The organism is Pannonibacter sp. Q-1, assembly GCF_054073275.1.
Map to the genome: position 1 here is coordinate 197,289 of NZ_JBSXNB010000001.1, position 15,890 is coordinate 213,178.

General features: G+C 63.7%; 15 protein-coding genes. 7 read left to right on the top strand and 8 right to left on the bottom strand.

The window, feature by feature from the left end:
• Positions 1–13: 13 nt before the first annotated feature.
• Positions 14–871 carry a ChbG/HpnK family deacetylase gene (locus tag ACVNHC_RS00895; protein ID WP_457166193.1) on the bottom strand — a complete coding sequence of 286 codons (858 nt, stop codon included), beginning with the start codon at positions 869–871 and terminating at the stop codon, positions 14–16.
• 139 nt (positions 872–1,010) lie between these two features.
• Between ACVNHC_RS00895 and ACVNHC_RS00900 the strand changes: the two genes are divergently transcribed.
• Positions 1,011–2,024, top strand: a complete 1,014-nt coding sequence (locus ACVNHC_RS00900; RefSeq protein WP_457166194.1) for a glycosyltransferase family 2 protein — start codon at positions 1,011–1,013, stop codon at positions 2,022–2,024.
• On the opposite strand, the gene ACVNHC_RS00905 is transcribed toward ACVNHC_RS00900, so the two are convergent.
• Complete coding sequence (locus tag ACVNHC_RS00905) at positions 1,985–2,422, bottom strand: YqaA family protein (protein ID WP_019962933.1); 438 nt, start codon at positions 2,420–2,422, stop codon at positions 1,985–1,987. The genes ACVNHC_RS00900 and ACVNHC_RS00905 overlap by 40 nt on opposite strands.
• 96 nt (positions 2,423–2,518) lie before the next feature.
• Positions 2,519–3,742, bottom strand: a complete 1,224-nt coding sequence (uxuA, locus tag ACVNHC_RS00910) for a mannonate dehydratase (protein WP_457166484.1) — start codon at positions 3,740–3,742, stop codon at positions 2,519–2,521.
• Positions 3,743–3,946: 204 nt separating this feature from the next.
• On the opposite strand from uxuA, the gene ACVNHC_RS00915 reads away from it, so the two are divergent.
• The 6 genes from ACVNHC_RS00915 (at position 3,947) to ACVNHC_RS00940 (ending at position 9,326) form a co-directional block, all read left to right on the top strand.
• Entirely contained in the window at positions 3,947–4,666 is a 720-nt protein-coding gene (locus tag ACVNHC_RS00915; RefSeq protein WP_050471359.1) for a GntR family transcriptional regulator, read from the top strand.
• 22 nt (positions 4,667–4,688) lie between these two features.
• Positions 4,689–5,666: a TRAP transporter substrate-binding protein gene (locus ACVNHC_RS00920; RefSeq protein ID WP_122519534.1), complete on the top strand. Its 978-nt coding sequence runs from the start codon at positions 4,689–4,691 to the stop codon at positions 5,664–5,666.
• Positions 5,667–5,728: 62 nt separating this feature from the next.
• Positions 5,729–6,238 (top strand): TRAP transporter small permease, encoded by a 510-nt coding sequence (locus tag ACVNHC_RS00925; RefSeq protein WP_457166195.1) that lies wholly within the window; start codon positions 5,729–5,731, stop codon positions 6,236–6,238.
• Entirely contained in the window at positions 6,235–7,512 is a 1,278-nt protein-coding gene (locus ACVNHC_RS00930) for a TRAP transporter large permease (protein WP_050470944.1), read from the top strand. The genes ACVNHC_RS00925 and ACVNHC_RS00930 overlap by 4 nt, the downstream gene beginning before the upstream one ends.
• A gap of 6 nt (positions 7,513–7,518) precedes the next feature.
• Positions 7,519–8,565 (top strand): L-idonate 5-dehydrogenase, encoded by a 1,047-nt coding sequence (locus ACVNHC_RS00935; RefSeq protein ID WP_457166196.1) that lies wholly within the window; start codon positions 7,519–7,521, stop codon positions 8,563–8,565.
• Between the two features lie 113 nt (positions 8,566–8,678).
• Positions 8,679–9,326 carry a DsbA family protein gene (locus ACVNHC_RS00940; protein ID WP_457166197.1) on the top strand — a complete coding sequence of 216 codons (648 nt, stop codon included), beginning with the start codon at positions 8,679–8,681 and terminating at the stop codon, positions 9,324–9,326.
• Between the two features lie 11 nt (positions 9,327–9,337).
• Here the strand turns inward: ACVNHC_RS00940 and ACVNHC_RS00945 are convergent, their stop codons facing one another.
• The 5 genes from ACVNHC_RS00945 to ACVNHC_RS00965 form a co-directional block, all read right to left on the bottom strand.
• Positions 9,338–10,423, bottom strand: coding sequence for an ABC transporter ATP-binding protein (locus ACVNHC_RS00945; RefSeq protein ID WP_457166198.1), 1,086 nt, complete (start codon positions 10,421–10,423; stop codon positions 9,338–9,340).
• Between the two features lie 21 nt (positions 10,424–10,444).
• A complete protein-coding gene (locus ACVNHC_RS00950; protein WP_457166199.1) occupies positions 10,445–12,067 on the bottom strand; it encodes an alpha-glucosidase in 1,623 nt (540 codons plus the stop codon).
• A 46-nt stretch (positions 12,068–12,113) separates the two neighbouring features.
• A complete protein-coding gene (locus ACVNHC_RS00955; protein WP_457166200.1) occupies positions 12,114–13,241 on the bottom strand; it encodes a carbohydrate ABC transporter permease in 1,128 nt (375 codons plus the stop codon).
• Positions 13,241–14,236: a carbohydrate ABC transporter permease gene (locus ACVNHC_RS00960; protein WP_094462210.1), complete on the bottom strand. Its 996-nt coding sequence runs from the start codon at positions 14,234–14,236 to the stop codon at positions 13,241–13,243. The genes ACVNHC_RS00955 and ACVNHC_RS00960 overlap by 1 nt, the downstream gene beginning before the upstream one ends.
• 138 nt (positions 14,237–14,374) lie before the next feature.
• Positions 14,375–15,733 (bottom strand): ABC transporter substrate-binding protein, encoded by a 1,359-nt coding sequence (locus ACVNHC_RS00965; protein WP_457166201.1) that lies wholly within the window; start codon positions 15,731–15,733, stop codon positions 14,375–14,377.
• Between the last annotated feature and the right edge of the window lie 157 nt (positions 15,734–15,890).

The following is a 15,890-nucleotide window of genomic DNA, read 5'->3' on the forward strand; positions in this document are numbered from 1 at the left end:
GATGCTCTCCGGTTCAGCGGACGGAAAAGCCGCTGAACCGGACGAGCTGGACGTTCTTTTCTTCCAGAAGCGCGGCGAAGGCATCGCTGGCGAGATAGGCCAGTTCCGCCTCGCGCAGATCCGTCAGCGGATCGAGCCCGATGAGATGCCCGTCGACGAGGCCGGGATGGCACATGATCAGCGGCCGCTCCCCCTCGCCGCTCAGGAACCGGCCGAACAGATCGCCGGTCTTCTCCCGCGCCGTGAAATCCCGCACGCCGCGGAAACTGTCATTGGCCTTGAACCCCGCCGCCTTCACCTTGCGGGCAAAGCCTTGCCCGAGCGCGCTGATGACGGCCGCTCTTGGAACGGCCCTGCCGCGTTTCAGGATGGCCGGCAGCGGTTCCTGGCACAGGCGCAGGTAGCCGCCCTGGGGGGCGATGCGGGCTGCGAAGGCCTCAAGCACAAGATCGCGGATCACCGGCAGCTGGTGGCAGTGGTGGTGCCCGTCGATGAAATCCGGCACCTGGCCCATGACAGCCACAAAGGCATCGATCTGGGCGGCGATCTCCCCGGCCAGTTCCTGCCGGATGGTCTCATCCTCAAGCTGGCCGCGCAGGGCCATGATGATCAGCCGCCCGTTCGACGGCAGATGCCCGCTTTCCGCCAGCCTCGGCATCTGGGTCAGGGGAATGTGATCGGTGAGCGTCAGATGCAGCCCGGTATCCGCATCGATCTGCTCCGCCCCGGCCAGAAGGTGACGTCCCTCTTCTGCCCAGAAAGGGCTCACCGTCATGGCTGCCGTGGCCGTCAGGCGCTGCTGGCGCAGCAGCTGGCGGATGCCCTCGCTGATGCCCGGCGTCAGCCCATAGTCATCAGCGCTCAGAATCACCTGTTTTTTATCAGACGCCACCCTTTGAAAAACCTTTCCTCTTGCTTTAGGTAAACAGCCAACAGAAACACTGTGAAAAGAATACGGCGCTATTCAGCTGCTGCGGGGGCTGCCGTCCCTGGACCGGGATGCGAGAGAGATGAACGGCAAGGCTCCAGAACTTTCGGTCGTGATACCATGCTTCAATGAAGCTGCAAATCTGGCGCCCTTGATGGCCCGGCTTGTTCCGGTGCTGGAAGGGCTTGGCCGCAGCTTTGAGATCCTGCTGGTGGATGACGGCAGCCGCGATCGCACGCTCGAGGTGGCTGCAGGCCTTGCCGCCGTCGACCCGCGCATCGGCATCCTCGCCCTGTCGCGCAATTTCGGCAAGGAAATCGCCATCACCGCCGGCATCGACCATGCGCGCGGAAATGCGGCGATCCTGATGGATGCCGATCTGCAGCATCCGCCCGAAAAGATCATCGAGCTTGCCGCGGCCTGGGACGAGGGCTTTCAGATCATCCACGCCACCCAGGCCGTCCGCCCGTCCGAAGGCATGGTCAAGCGCCTTTGCGTGAAATCCTTCTACAAGCTGCTGGCACAGCTTTCCGACATCAAGCTGCCGCGCGGCGCGGGTGATTTCTGCCTGCTGGACCGGGCGGCGCTGGATGCGCTGAAATCCATGCCCGAGCGGGCCCGCTTCATGAAGGGCCTGTATTTCTGGGTCGGCTTCCGCCAGAAGCAGATCCCCTACGAGCCGGCCGAGCGCACGGCCGGGGCAAGCGCCTGGAACATGCGGCGTCTGTTTGGGCTTGCGCTGAACGGGCTGACAGCCTTCAGCACCGTCCCGCTGCGGCTCGCCTCCATCGCCGGAATTCTGGTCTCCTTCATCGCCATCATTTATGCGCTCATCCTGGTGACCGATGTGCTGCTTCATGGCATCGACGTACCGGGCTATGCCTCGCTCATGGTCGGCCTCTTGTTCCTCAGCGGCGTGCAGCTGATCTCGCTTGGCATTCTGGGTGAATATGTCGGCCGCATCTTCAACGAAACGAAGCAGCGCCCGCTTTATTTTGTCGGCAACTACCGGCCGGCGGAAGGCCATGCGGATGCAGGCTCCCTGTCCTGCGCATCTCAGGCCAGCCCGGAAGCTGCCAGCGCCACGAGGACATAACGCCCGGCCTTGCCGATGGTGACCAGCAGCAGGAAGATGCCCAGCGGCTCGCGCAATGTGCCAGCAATCACGGTCAGCGGATCACCGATGACGGGCAGCCAGGCGAACAGCAGGCTCCAGCGGCCATAGCGGTGATACCAGCCCTCAGCCCGCGCCAGCGCCTTGTCCGAAACCGGGAACCAGCGTTTGTGCCGGAAACTGGCAATCCCGCGCCCCAGCAACCAGTTGACCACCGAGCCCAGCACATTGCCCGCCGTGGCAACGCCCACCAGCAGCCACAGGGGCCAGCCTCCGGCAATCACCAGCGCCGCCAGCACCCCTTCGGACTGGGCCGGCAGCAGCGTGGCCGCCAGAAAGGCAGCCAGAAACAATCCGGCCAGACTGCCAAGTCCATTCATCCGCTGCTGCCTCTCAATCCTGCCCGCAAATGCGATGCGCTGCCGCAGGTAGCCCTGCGGCAGCGCATGATCAAGTGCCAGTCCTGAGGACAAGCCTCAGGCGCGGGCAAGAAGCCCGTGCTCTGCGTGCTCCAGAGCGGTGACGATGCCGCGCAGTTCCGCCAGCCCCTTCAGCCGGCCGATGGCGGGATAACCGGGCTGTGCCTTGCGCTTCAGGTCATCGAGAATGTCCTGCCCGTGATCCGGGCGGAAGGGGATCGACACATCCTTGCGGCCTTCGGCCTTGCGGCGCGCCTCTTCCTTCACCACCTCGGCCAGCAGCGCCACCATATCGGTATTGCCCTTCAGGTGCTCTGCCTCGTGGAAGGAGCCGAAGAGCGCGTCCGTCTCGCGCTTCACGTTGCGCAGATGCAGGAAATGCACCTTGGAGCCATGACGCCGCATCATGCCTGGCAGGTCATTGTCGGAACGGGCGCCCAGCGAGCCCGAGCACAGGGTGATGCCGTTGGAGGGATTGTCCACCGCCGAGAGAATCGTCTCGTAATCGGCTTCCGTCGACATGATGCGCGGCAGGCCGAGCAGCGGATAGGGCGGATCATCCGGATGGCAGCACATGCGGATGCCTTCCTGCTCCGCAACCGGGATCACTTCCTCCAGGAAGGCGATGAAATGGCGGCGCAACTGATCGGCATTGATCGCGCCATATTCGGCCAGATGCGCCCGCACATCGTCCAGCGTCATGTGCTCGGCAGCCCCCGGCAGACCAAAGGCCACGTTGATGGCCAGCGCCTTCTTCTGCTCCTCGCTCATGCCCGCATGGCGGCGGGCCGCCTCTTCGGCGATCTCGGCCGGGAAGTCCTCTGCCGCCCCCTTGCGCTGCAGGATGTGAATGTCGAAGGCGGCGAAATCCGCATGGTCAAAGCGCATGCAGGTGCCGCCATGGTCCACCCGCCAGGCCAGATCCGTGCGCGTCCAGTCCAGCACCGGCATGAAATTGTAGCACAGCACCTCGATGCCGGCCGCGCCCAGATTGCGCAGGCTGACCTTGTAATTCTCGATGTGCTCGCGCCAGTTGCCCTTCTGCTTCTTGATATCCTCGGAGACCGGAAGGCTTTCCACCACCTCCCAGGCGATTCCCGACGGGCTGCCATCGGCGCGCGTGGCGATCTCCCGCTGACGCCGGGCAATTTCCTCAGGCGTCCACACCGCGCCGCTCGGCACGTGATGAAGCGCGGAGACCACGCCCTCCACGCCCGCCTGCAACATGTCGTCAATGCTCACAAGGTCCTTGGGACCAAACCAGCGCCAGGTCTGCCGCACGCGTTCCACTCCTGTTTCCGGCCTGCCGCTTCTGGCCCGGCCGGTCCTTCGGGCCTTCCGGTTGCCCCGGTTTGCCGCCTCTTTCAGGGGGAAGGCATAGCATGCCCTCGCCCCTGCCGACTAGTATGGTAGTTTGATATTGACTTGTATGGTAGTATGGAAAATGATGCTGGCAAGAGGAGAGTGTGGAAAATGGACGGGAACATGACGGGTCAGATTCTGCCGCTCAGACCACTTGCCGCATCCGAAGCGGGCGTTCCCGTCGGCCAGCTGGTGCATCGTGACCTGCGCCAGCGCATCATTCGCGGTGAGCTGGCGCCGGGCGCCCTTCTGTCCGAGGCGGAGATGGCGCGCAGCTTCGGCTCCAGCCGCCAGCCCGTGCGGGAAGCCTTCATCAAGCTCGCAGAGGAAGGCCTTGTCGAGGTCCGCCCGCAGCGCGGCACGCTGGTGCGCAAGATCTCCATCAAGCGCGTGATGGACATCCGCTTCGTGCGGGAGGCCATCGAGGCGAATGTGGTTCACCTGCTGGCCAGCGAGCCCGAACCGGCCATCATCGCGGACCTGCGTGCCCAGATCGCCCGCCAGCGCGAGGCCGCTCCCGATGCGCAGGATGTGTTCATGGCGCTGGACGAAACCTTTCACCACACCATGGCCCGCGCCATCGGCAAGACCTATGCCTGGGACGTGGTGGAAAGCGTCAAGGCCCAGATGGACCGGGTGCGCTATCTCAGCTTCGCCGATTTTCCGATCTCGCGCCTCATCGCCCAGCATGAGGCCATCGTCGATGCGATCGAAACCCGCAACCCGCAAGCCGCCGAGGAGGCCATGCGGATCCATCTGCGGGAGATCCTGAAAGACCTGCCGAACATCGCGGCCGCCCGGCCGGAACTGTTCGACATGGAAGAGGTGCAAGTCACCCCATAATCACATGAAGTGGAGGAAAAACATGCGTCGTTTCACAAGGCAGGCCCTTGCCGCCGCCATCGGGCTTGCCAGCCTGGCTGCCCTTGGCAACCCTTCCCTTGCCGCGGAGCGCGTGCTCAAGCTTGGCCATCTCGCCAACGAGCAGAACACCTGGCACAAGGCCTCCGTGAAGTTCGGTGAGGAACTGAAGGCGCTCACCGACGGCCGTATCGAGGTTGAGGTCTATCCGAACGAGTCCCTCGGCAAGGAAGTCGACCTGATCAACGGCATGCAGCTTGGCACGGCCGACATGACGATCACCGGCGAAAGCCTGCAGAACTGGGCGCCCATGGCAGCCCTTCTGGCCGTGCCTTACGCCTACAAGTCGCTGGAGCACATGGATGAGGTTGCCTCCGGCAAGACCGGCGAGGACATCAAGGCAGAGATCGTGGCACGCGCCCAGATCCGCCCCATCGCCTATTTCGCCCGCGGCCCGCGCAACCTGACCGCCAACCGCGAGATCAAGTCTCCCGATGACCTGAAGGGCCTGCGCCTGCGCGTGCCGAACGTGCCGCTGTTCGTCGACACCTGGAAGACGCTGGGCGCACAGCCCACACCGATGGCCTTCTCGGAGGTCTTCACCTCGCTGCAGTCCGGCGTGATCGATGCGCAGGAAAACCCGCTGGCGCTGATCAAGTCGGCCAACTTTGCCGAAGTGCAGAAGTTCGTGAACAAGACCGAGCATGTGCGCTCCTGGATCTATCTCACGATCTCCGAAATGACCTGGTCGCAGCTCAGCGCCGAAGATCAGGCCGCAGTCCTGGAAGCGGCCAAGCGGGCGCAGGCCTATGAGCGCGAGCTGTTCCTTGCCGACGAGGAAAACCTCGTGAAGGAGCTTCAGGCTGCCGGCATGACCTTTGTCGAGGTGGATGCTGCCGCCTTCGCCGAAAAGGCACGTCCGGCCGTTCTGGCCAATGTGAAGCCGGAAATCCGCCCGATCGTTGAAGACCTCATGAAGTGAAAAGGCGGCTGCGGCCCCGGCACCTCGCCCGGGCCGCAGCATGCCTCCTTCGGGAGACAATCATGATTTTCAGACAGGCCCTCGCGCTTGTGGCAGCGGTCAGCCGTTTTGCCACCGGAGCCGCCTTTTTCATCCTGATGGGCGCCGTGCTCGTTCAGGTGTTCGGGCGCACGCTCTTTCATTCGTCACCCGTCTGGACAGAGGAACTCACCCGCTTCGCCCTGCTCTATGTCGCCGCCATCGGCCTCGGCCTTGCCTATCGCAGCGGGGACCTGGTCAACGTGGATCTGGTCTGCGAGAGCCTGCCCGCCCCCTGGCCGAAGCTGCTGCGGGCGCTGTCGGCCCTGCTGACGGCGATGCTGTGCCTGATCCTGATCGGCCCGGCCTGGCGCTTCACCTCCATCGGCGCCCTGCAGACGTCTCCCGCCCTGACCTGGCGGATGGACTTCATTCACGCCAGCATGCTGGTTGCCCTCGTCTCGCTCTGCATTTTTTCCCTCGCGCGCTTCCTGTCCATCGCCACCGGCGAAAGTGACGGCCTGCCGCAGGCAGCCGGAGAAGAAACCCCGTGAGCCTTGCCATTCTCTTCGGCGTCTTCGCCCTCGGCCTGATCATCGGCGCCCCCGTTGCGGTGACGCTGGGCCTCGCCTCCATGACCTACCTCTGGTTCAAGGGCATTCCTCTCGTCGTCATGCCGCAAAAGATGTTTGCCGGTATCGATGTCTTCGTTCTCCTGTGCATTCCCGGCTTCATCCTGGCCGGCAACCTGATGAACCGGGGCGGCATCACCGGGCGCATCGTGCGCTTTGCCAATGCGCTGGTGGGCTGGATGCGCGGCGGGTTGGGACAGGCCAATGTCGCCGGCTCCATGCTCTTCGGCGGCATTTCCGGAACCGCCGTGGCCGATGCGGCCTCTATCGGCGGCATGATGATCCCCGGCATGAAGAAGGCCGGCTATCCGGCGGACTTTTCCGCCGCAATCACGGCAGCCTCTTCCACCGTCGGGCCGATCATTCCGCCCAGCGTGCCGATGATCATCGTCGGCGCCCTCTCCGGCATCTCCGTTGGCAAGATGTTCATGGCCGGTGCCGTTCCCGGCATCATGATGGGCCTCGCCATGATGGTGACGACCTATATCATCGCCGTGCGCCGCGGCTTTCCGCGCCAGCCCTGGCAGGGTGTGCGCGAGCTCTGCCTCGCTTTCCTCGGCGCCTTCTGGGCTCTGGCCATGACCGGCCTCATCGTCGGCGGCCTGCTGACGGGCCTTGCCACGCCCACGGAAACCGCCGTTGTCGCCAGCATCTATGCCTTCGTCGTCGGCGCCTTCTTCTACCGGGAACTGCCCCTCCGCGAAGTGCCGAAGATCGTCATCGACAGCGCCGTTTCCTCGGCGGCCATCCTGGCGCTCGTCGGCTTTGCCAATGTCTTCGGCTGGATCCTCGTTTCCGAGCGCATCCCGCAGATGATTGCCCAGAGCGTGCTGTCCGTCACCGACAACAAGTTCGTCGTGATCCTGCTGATCAACATCGTGCTGCTGATTGTCGGCATGTTCATGGAAACCATCGCGGCGCTGATCATCCTCTTCGTGCCGCTCCTTGCCCTTGCGCAGGGTGTCGGCATCGATCCGCTGCATTTCGCCACCTTTGCGGTGCTGAACCTGATGATCGGCCTCACCACGCCTCCCGTGGGTGTGTGCCTGTTCATCTGCGCCAACATCGCCAAGCTGCCGCTGTCGCCGGTCATCCGGGCCATCACGCCCTTCCTCATCACCAACATCATCGTGCTGCTGCTCGTGTCCTATATCCCCGGACTGTCGACCTGGCTGCCCGCCTATCTTCTGGATTGAACCGTCATGGAAACTCGCGTGTGCCGCCTTTACGGCCAGCATGACCTGCGCATTGAAACGGCGGACGTGCCGCAGCCCGGCCCCGGTGAGGTGCTTGTCGCCATCGGCGCGGGCGGGATCTGCGGCTCGGATCTGCACTACTTTCAGGATGGCGGCTTCGGCCCCATCCGCGTCCGCGAGCCGATCATCCTCGGCCACGAGATTGCCGGAACCATCGCAGCCCTTGGCGAGGGCGTTACCTCGCTCAACCTGGGCCAGAAAGTCGCCGTCAATCCCAGCCGTCCGTGCCGCACCTGCAAATATTGCACGGAAGGGCTTTTCGCCCACTGCCTGGCCATGCGCTTCATGGGATCGGCCTTGCGCTTTCCCCATGAACAGGGCGGCTTCCGCGATCTTGTGGTCACCGATGCCATCCAGTGCGAGCCCGTCGGCGCGCATGTGGACCATGCGGAGGCGGCCTGCGCCGAGCCGCTGGCTGTTTGCCTGCATGCAGCCAATCAGGCCGGGCAACTGGAAGGCCGCCACGTGCTCATCACCGGCGCAGGCCCCATCGGGCTGCTCTGCCTGGCCGCTGCCAGACGGGCGGGTGCTGCCAGCATCACCGTCACCGATCTGCAGGACGCGACACTGGCCGTGGCAACGCGGATGGGCGCAACGCAGACCATCAATGTCATGACCCAGCCCGAAGCGCTGGAGCCCTTCAAGGCGGACAAGGGCCACTTCAACGTGGTGTTCGAGTGTTCCGCCGCGGCCCCTGCCCTGCGCGCCGCCATCGAATGCGTCCGCCCGCGCGGCCGTATCGTGCAGGTCGGCGTAACCGGCGATCTGCCCATTCCGGTCAACCTGATCGTCGGCAAGGAGATCGAGTTCGTGGGCACGCACCGCTTCCACGAGGAATATGCGCTGGCCGCCCGCCTGATCGACAGCGGCGAGATCGATGTAAAGCCGGTCATCAGCCACCGCTTTGCGCTGGACGACGCGGAAGAGGCCTTCCGCATTGCCGGTGACCGCTCGCAGGCGATCAAGGTCAGCCTGACTTTCGCCAGCGCCTGAGGCGTCCCCTGCACCGATTGTCTCGCCTGCGTGGACACGTCATCCACGCAGGCGTTCTTTTTCCACGCCAGGGAACATGCCATAAGATCTGCCTCATCAGCAGAGGCCATGCCGTGAACCCTGAAGTCATCTATCTTTTCGATCCGCTCTGCGGCTGGTGCTATGGCGCCGGGCCCGGGCTTGCACGGCTCGCGGCGGAGCCCGGCATCACGGTCACCCTGCAGCCGGTGGGCCTGTTTGCCGGGGCCGGTGCGCGGCCCATGGACCCGGGTTTCGCCTCCTATATCGTCAAGGCCGACGAGCGGATCACGGCGATGACCGGCCAGCCCTTCAGCGATACCTACCGGCAGAACGTGTTGTTCGGCGGCACGCAGAGGATCGACAGCGGCCCTGCGAATCTCGCCCTCACCGCCGTGCGCCTGACTGAACCGGACGAGTTGCACAAAGCGCTGAAGGCGCTGCAGGCGGCGCGATATGTCGATGGCAAGGACATCACCAGTCCGGCCGTCCTTGTAGAGATCCTGAGTGACGCGGGATTGCAGGCCGCGTCTGACCGGCTTGCCTCGCCTGACAAGGACCTTGAGGCTGCCATGCAGGAGTGGATCAACGAAGGCATGGGCCTCATGCAGGCCATGCGGGCGCAGGGCGTGCCCGCCCTGCAGCTGCGCACCCCTTCGGGCGGACGCTACACCATCGACACCCAGGCCCTGTTCGGAGCGCAGGTCGAGGCCTTGATCGAGGCCATCGCCAAGGCTGCTTGAACCAGGCAGCCTCAGCGGTACAGCAGCGACACGCCGTCGTGGAACAGATGCAGCGCCTCCGGCGCTGCCGTCAGCCGCACGGCGGAATGCCTGAGGCCCGAGCGGATGCCCGGCAATTTGGCCACCATCTGTCGCCCCGCCTCATCCTTCTCAAAATAGAGCAGCGTCACCTCGCCCAGTGCCTCGGTGATGTCCACCGTGCCGGTGAACAGCGGATCACCCTCCGTCTCGCGCAGGTCCTCGGGCCGGACGCCGAGATTGACCTTGAGGCCCATGTCGCCGTCACGGGTCGGGATGGCGGCCACAGCTTCCAGACCGCTGTCCAGCCGCACCCGGGTCATCTCGCCGGTGGCGATGACCTCGCCCGGCAGCAGGTTCATGGCCGGGCTGCCGATGAACTGGGCGACGAACTCGTTCTGCGGCTTCTGATAAAGCTCCATCGGCGTACCGACCTGGCTGATGCCGCCGCCCGCCAGCACGACGATGCGGCTGGCCAGCGTCATGGCTTCCACCTGATCATGGGTCACGTAGATCATGGTGCTGTCCGGCATCTGCTCCTTGAGCTGGGCAATCTCGATGCGGGTGGCCACACGCAGCGCCGCATCGAGGTTGGAAAGCGGCTCGTCGAACAGATAGACCTTGGGATCACGCACAATCGCCCGGCCAATGGCAACGCGCTGGCGCTGGCCGCCGGACAGCGCCTTGGGCAGGCGGTCGAGATAAGGCGTCAGCTGCAGGATATCAGCTGCACGGGCGACTGCGGCGTCAATCTCCGCCTTGCTCTTGCCGGCAATCTTCAGGGCAAAGGCCATGTTGTCGCGCACGGTCATATGCGGATAGAGCGCGTAGCTCTGGAACACCATGGCAATGCCGCGCTGGGCGGGCGGCACGTCATTCATCACCCCGCCGCCAATCTCCAGAGTGCCGCCGGAGATCTTCTCAAGCCCGGCAATCATGCGCAGCAGAGTGGACTTGCCGCAGCCGGAGGGGCCGACGAAGACGATCAGCTCACCCTTCCTGATGTCCAGGTTGATATTGCTGAGAACCTTGACGCCGCCATAGGCCTTGGCCACGTCCGTAAGCTTCAGATCTGCCATCTGCCGGCCCTCCCCTTGCCTTCAGCGCCTGCGCATGAGGCTGACGCCCCAGGGCCCGAGCGCGATGATGCCGTCATGCTCCGAAACACTGCCAATCTCATGCCCGATCGTTTCCCAGTCCTGCGCGGGAATACGGATATCGGCCGGCGTGTCCGAGAGGTTGAAGGCACAGAATATGGTTTCGCCATTCAGCTTCCGGGAAAAACTCAGCACATCTCCCGTCACCGTCATCGGCGACTGGCTGCCCTTCATCACGGACGGATAGGCATGGCGGAAGGCAATGGCGCGGCGGTAGTGGTGGAGCAAAGCCGCCGGATCATTGTCCTGCGCATCCACGGCCAGAGCATAGTGCTCGCTGGGCACCGGCAGCCAGGGCCGGGCCTCCGAGAAACCGCCGCTCTGTTGCTGGATGTTCCAGACCATCGGCGTGCGGCAGCCGTCGCGGCCCTTGAACTTCGGCCAGAACTCGATGCCATAGGGGTCCTGCAGATCCTCGAAGGCAAGTTCGGCTTCCGGCAGGCCCAGTTCCTCGCCCTGATAGATGCAGGCCGTGCCGCGCAGGCACATGAGGAGCGTGGCATAGGTGCGCGCGGCGGCGGGCGTCAGGTGCCAGCGGGTGATGTGGCGCACCACATCATGGTTGGAGAAGGCCCAGCAGGCCCAGCCGTCCGAGGCCACACGGTCAAGTTCCTCGAAGACGCCGGCCACATAGGACGCGGTCATCGGGCGGTTTGCCAGAAACTCGAAGGCATAGGACATCTGCATCAGGTCATCGCCCCGGGTATATTCCCCCAGAAGCTCCAGCCCGCGCTGGCTGTCACCGATCTCGCCGACGGTGGCAGCATTGTATTCGTCCAGAACCACGCGGAAACGGCGCAGGAATTCCAGGTTCTCCGGCTGGTTCTTGTCATAGACGTGGCGCTGGTGGTTGTAGGGGTTCACCTTCGGCGCGGTCAGATCGTTGCGCTCCTCCAGGGGCAGGGCCGGATTGTCGCGCAATTCTCTGTCGCAGAAATAGAAGTTGATGGTGTCGAGACGGAAGCCATCGACGCCGCGCTTCAGCCAGAAGCGGGCGACATCCAGCAGCGCGTCCTGCACATCGGGATTGTGGAAGTTCAGATCCGGCTGCGAGATCAGGAAGTTGTGCAGGTAATACTGCTCGCGCCTTGCATCCCAGTGCCAGGCCGGGCCGCCGAAGATGGACAGCCAGTTGTTCGGCGGCGTGCCATCCGGCTTGGGATCAGCCCAGACATACCAGTCCGAACGCGGGTTATTGCGGCTCTGGCGGCTTTCCTCGAACCAGATGTGCTTGTCCGAGGTATGGGACAGCACAAGGTCGATCAGCACCTTGATGCCATGGGCATGAGCCGTTTCGATCACCCGGTCAAAATCGGCCAGCGAGCCGAACATGGGGTCCACATCGCAGTAGTCGGACACGTCATAGCCAAAGTCCTTCATCGGCGAGGTGAAGAACGGGCTGACCCAGATGGCATCCGCGCCAAGGCTGGCGATATGCGGAATGCGGCTGACGATACCCGCCAGATCACCGATGCCGTCGCCATTGGAGTCCTGATAGCTGCGCGGGTAGATCTGATAGATCACCGCACCGCGCCACCAGTCCTTGTCCTTGATGAGGGTGGTCATTCACGAAATCCTGTCGTTGATACGTCTGATACTGGAGGGAGGAAGGTTATTTGACGGAGCCGGCCAGCAGCCCGCGCACGAGGAACCTCTGCAGCGCGAAGAACACCAGCAGCGGCACGAAGATGGACACGAAGGCGGAAGCCGCGAGAATTTCCCACTCCCCGCCCTTCGAGCCCAGAAGCTCGCGCAACACGCCGGTCATGACGAGCTGCTGCTGGTTGTTGCCAAGGAACACGGTGGCCACCAGCAGGTCGTTCCAGGTCCACAGGAACTGGAAGATGGCGAAAGATGCCAGCGCCGGGAAACTGAGCGGCAGGATCAGCTTGAGGAAGATCTGGAAGTCGCTCGCCCCGTCCACCCGCGCGCTCTCGATGATCTCGCGCGGCAGGCCCACCATGTAGTTGCGCAAGAGATAGATCGCCATGGGCAGGCCGAAACCCGTATGCGCCAGCCAGATGCCCAGATACTCCTTGCCTATGCCCAGCGAATTATGCAGCCGCAGCAGGGGGATCAGCGCCAGCTGCAACGGCACCACCAGAAGGCCGACGATGGCGGCAATCAGCAGCGCCCGGCCCGGAAACTCCATCCACGCCAGTGCATAGGCGGCAAAGGCGGCAATCAGGATCGGGATGACCGTCGCCGGAATGGTCACCGTCAGCGTGTTGAGAAACGCTCTCCCCAGCCCCTCGGCAAACAGCACCGTCTCGTAATTGGCAATGGTGAAGCTCGGCGGCGTTTCCGCCGTCACGAAGATGCGCGGGCTGCGGCCTTCGAACCGCGCCGGGCTTTCCAGCCGGTAGGCGCCATCGGCTTCCACCGTCAGCGTCTGCCCATCGGCGAGGCTGGCCGTGGTTCCCGCCTCATGGGCCGCATGTTCGCGCGAGGAGGTGCCGAAGGCGGTCACGATGCCGCTGCCTGTGTCAAAGACATTGCCATCGATGACGAACCGCCCCGCCGCCTCCCGCTGGGAGGCTGCGTCACCGGCCCGGACGATGGAATTCTGAACCGATGGAAACAGCGCCTTCCACCAGCCGGTGGCGGCAATCTGATCCGCCTGCCGGAAGGAGGAAACGAGAAGCCCGATGGTCGGAACCGTCCACAGCAGCACCAGCGCGATGACGGAGAGGTTGACGGCCCAGGTGAGCCCCGAGCGCTTGCCCGCAATATGATCCATCACTGCATCTCCTTGCGGGCATTGCGGATATTCCAGATCATGATCGGCGTCACCAGCAGCATGATCACCAGCGCCACCGTGGAGGCACGGCCCGCGTCATTGCCGCGGAACATCCAGTCAAACATGAGGTTTGCAAGCACCTGCGTGCCCGACTGGCCGTTGGTCATGGCCAGCACGATATCGAAGACCTTCAGCACCACGATGGTGATTGTCGTCCACACCACGGCAATGGTGCCCCAGATCTGCGGCACCTTGATGCGGAAGAACACCTGCAGCGGCGAGGCCCCATCAAGGATCGCCGCCTCGATGGTCTCCTCCGGAATGCCGCGCAGGGCGGCGGAGAGAATGACCATGGCAAAGCCGGTCTGGATCCAGACCAGCACGATCATCAGGAACAGGTTGTTCCAGAGGTCAATGGTCAGCCAGGTCTGCGGCTCGCCGCCGAAGAACACCACCACCGCATTGAGAAGGCCGATCTGCTCCTGCCCGGCGGGCCGGTAGTCATAGATGAACTTCCAGATCACCGAGGCGCCGATGAAAGAGATCGCCATCGGCATGAAAATCAGCGACTTGGCGAGATTGCCCCAGCGGATGCGATCCGTCAGCGCTGCCGCCAGCAGGCCGAATGCGGTGGAGGCGGCAGGCACGAACAGCAGCCACAGCATGTTGTTGCGGATGGATTCGCGGAATTTCGCGTCCTCGACCAGCCAGATGTAGTTGCCAAGGCCGACAAAGCGCGTGCCCGAACTGTCATGCAGCGACAACCAGACCGACACGAACACCGGGTAAAGCAGATAGACGCCCAGCAGCAGCAGGGCGGGCGCCAGGAACAGCCACGGCCGGATCAGGGCCGCCCGGTTGATGTTGCGCCCCGCATTGGCCCCGCGCGGCGGAAACACCGCGTCGAGGATGAGGTTGGAGCCGTAGAAATAGGCGACGCAGCCGAACACGCCGGCAACAATCGTCGCACCCGCCATCATGATCTGCTGGAGCATTGCCCCTCCCGCCCGCCTCGGCCCGCCGGCAGCACATGTGCCTGCAGGGTCCCGGCATCCGGTTCAACCGGCTTTTTGTCGTTGTGAAGAGCCGCCAGCCGTATCGCGGCTGGCGGCACAGGCCATCACTTCAGGCCATTACTTCTTGATCGCGTCCCAGGCCTTCTGGATATCCGCACCGACCACGGCCGCGTCCTTGCCGCCGGCCACATAGTCCACCATGCCGGTCCAGAAGGCACCGGCACCAATGGCGCCCGGCATCAGGTCGGACCCGTCAAAGCGGAAGGTGGTCGCATTCAGAAGGATATCACCCATCTTCTTCAGGGTCGGATCGCCATAGACTTCCGTGTTGACGCCCTTGTGCGGGGTCAGGAAGCCGGTCTGCGCCATCCACACTTCATGGGCGATCGGCGTCTGCAGGAAATCGATCAGCGCCTGGGCGGCCGGGCTGTCCCTGGTGATGGAGAACATGGTGCCCGCACCCAGCACCGGCTGGCCAAGGTCCTTTTCCGCATAGGCCGGGAAGTAGAAGAAATCCACATCCTCACCGATCACCGTGCCTTCGGGGAAGAAGGACGGGATGAAGGATGCCTGGCGGTGCATGTAGCACTGCGGCGGCGAGGCGAAGAGGCCCTTCGGGCTGTCGCGGAAATCGATGGTAGCCACACCGGCCGCGCCGCCAGCCACGTATTTTTCGTTGCGGGCAAAATAGCCGAATTCCTCGATGGCACCCACCACCTTCGGATCATCGAACTTCAGATCATTGCGCGTCCAGGCGTCGTAATCCTCCGGCGACTGGGTGCGCAGCATCATGTCTTCCACCCAGTCGGTGGCCGGCCAGCCGGTGGCAGCCCCCGAGCCAAGACCGATGCACCACGGTGTGCCGCCATCTGCGACGATCTGATCCGTCAGCGCCTTCAGTTCTTCCATGGTCGTGGGCACTTCATAGCCCGCATCCTCGAAGTTCTCCGGCACGTACCAGACGAGCGACTTCACATCGACCTTGTAGAACAGGCCGTAGAGCGCATCCTGACCATCCTTGCCCTTGAAAGTCGCCAGATCCACCCAGGACTGGCCGGCAGCGTAATTGTCGCGCAGCCAGTTGGAGGCCTCATCGCCCAGCGGGGTCAGAAAGCCCTTGGCCGCCAGATCGCGCGCAAGGCCCGGCTGCGGGAAGATGGCGACATTCGGCGGGGAACCGGCTTCCGTATCGATGACGATCTGCTGCTCGAAGCTGTCGGAGCCGGAATAGTTGACCTTCACCCCCGTCGCCGCCTCGAAATAGGCAAAGACGCTTTCCACCAGCACCTTGTCCGGCCCAAGCCAGGGGCCAAGCACCGTGATCGACTGCCCCTTCAGGGCATCGGACTTCACGGCCTCATAACTTTCCCAGTTGAAACGGCTGTCGGCGCCCGGCTCGAACTTCAGGCTCTGCGCATTGGCTGCGCCGCACATCAGCGCCAGCCCGGCTGCGCCGGCGAGCAAAACTGTCTTCATCGCTACCTCCCAGTACCGCGCCAGGTTCCCGTGCTTCACACACAGGACCAAGCGTCTTTCAAACCGCTTTGAATGACCCACACTCGCTGATCGGCGCATGCGAGTCAACGGGGATGTTTTTCAGACATGCACAACACCGCATACAACCTGAGTTTTC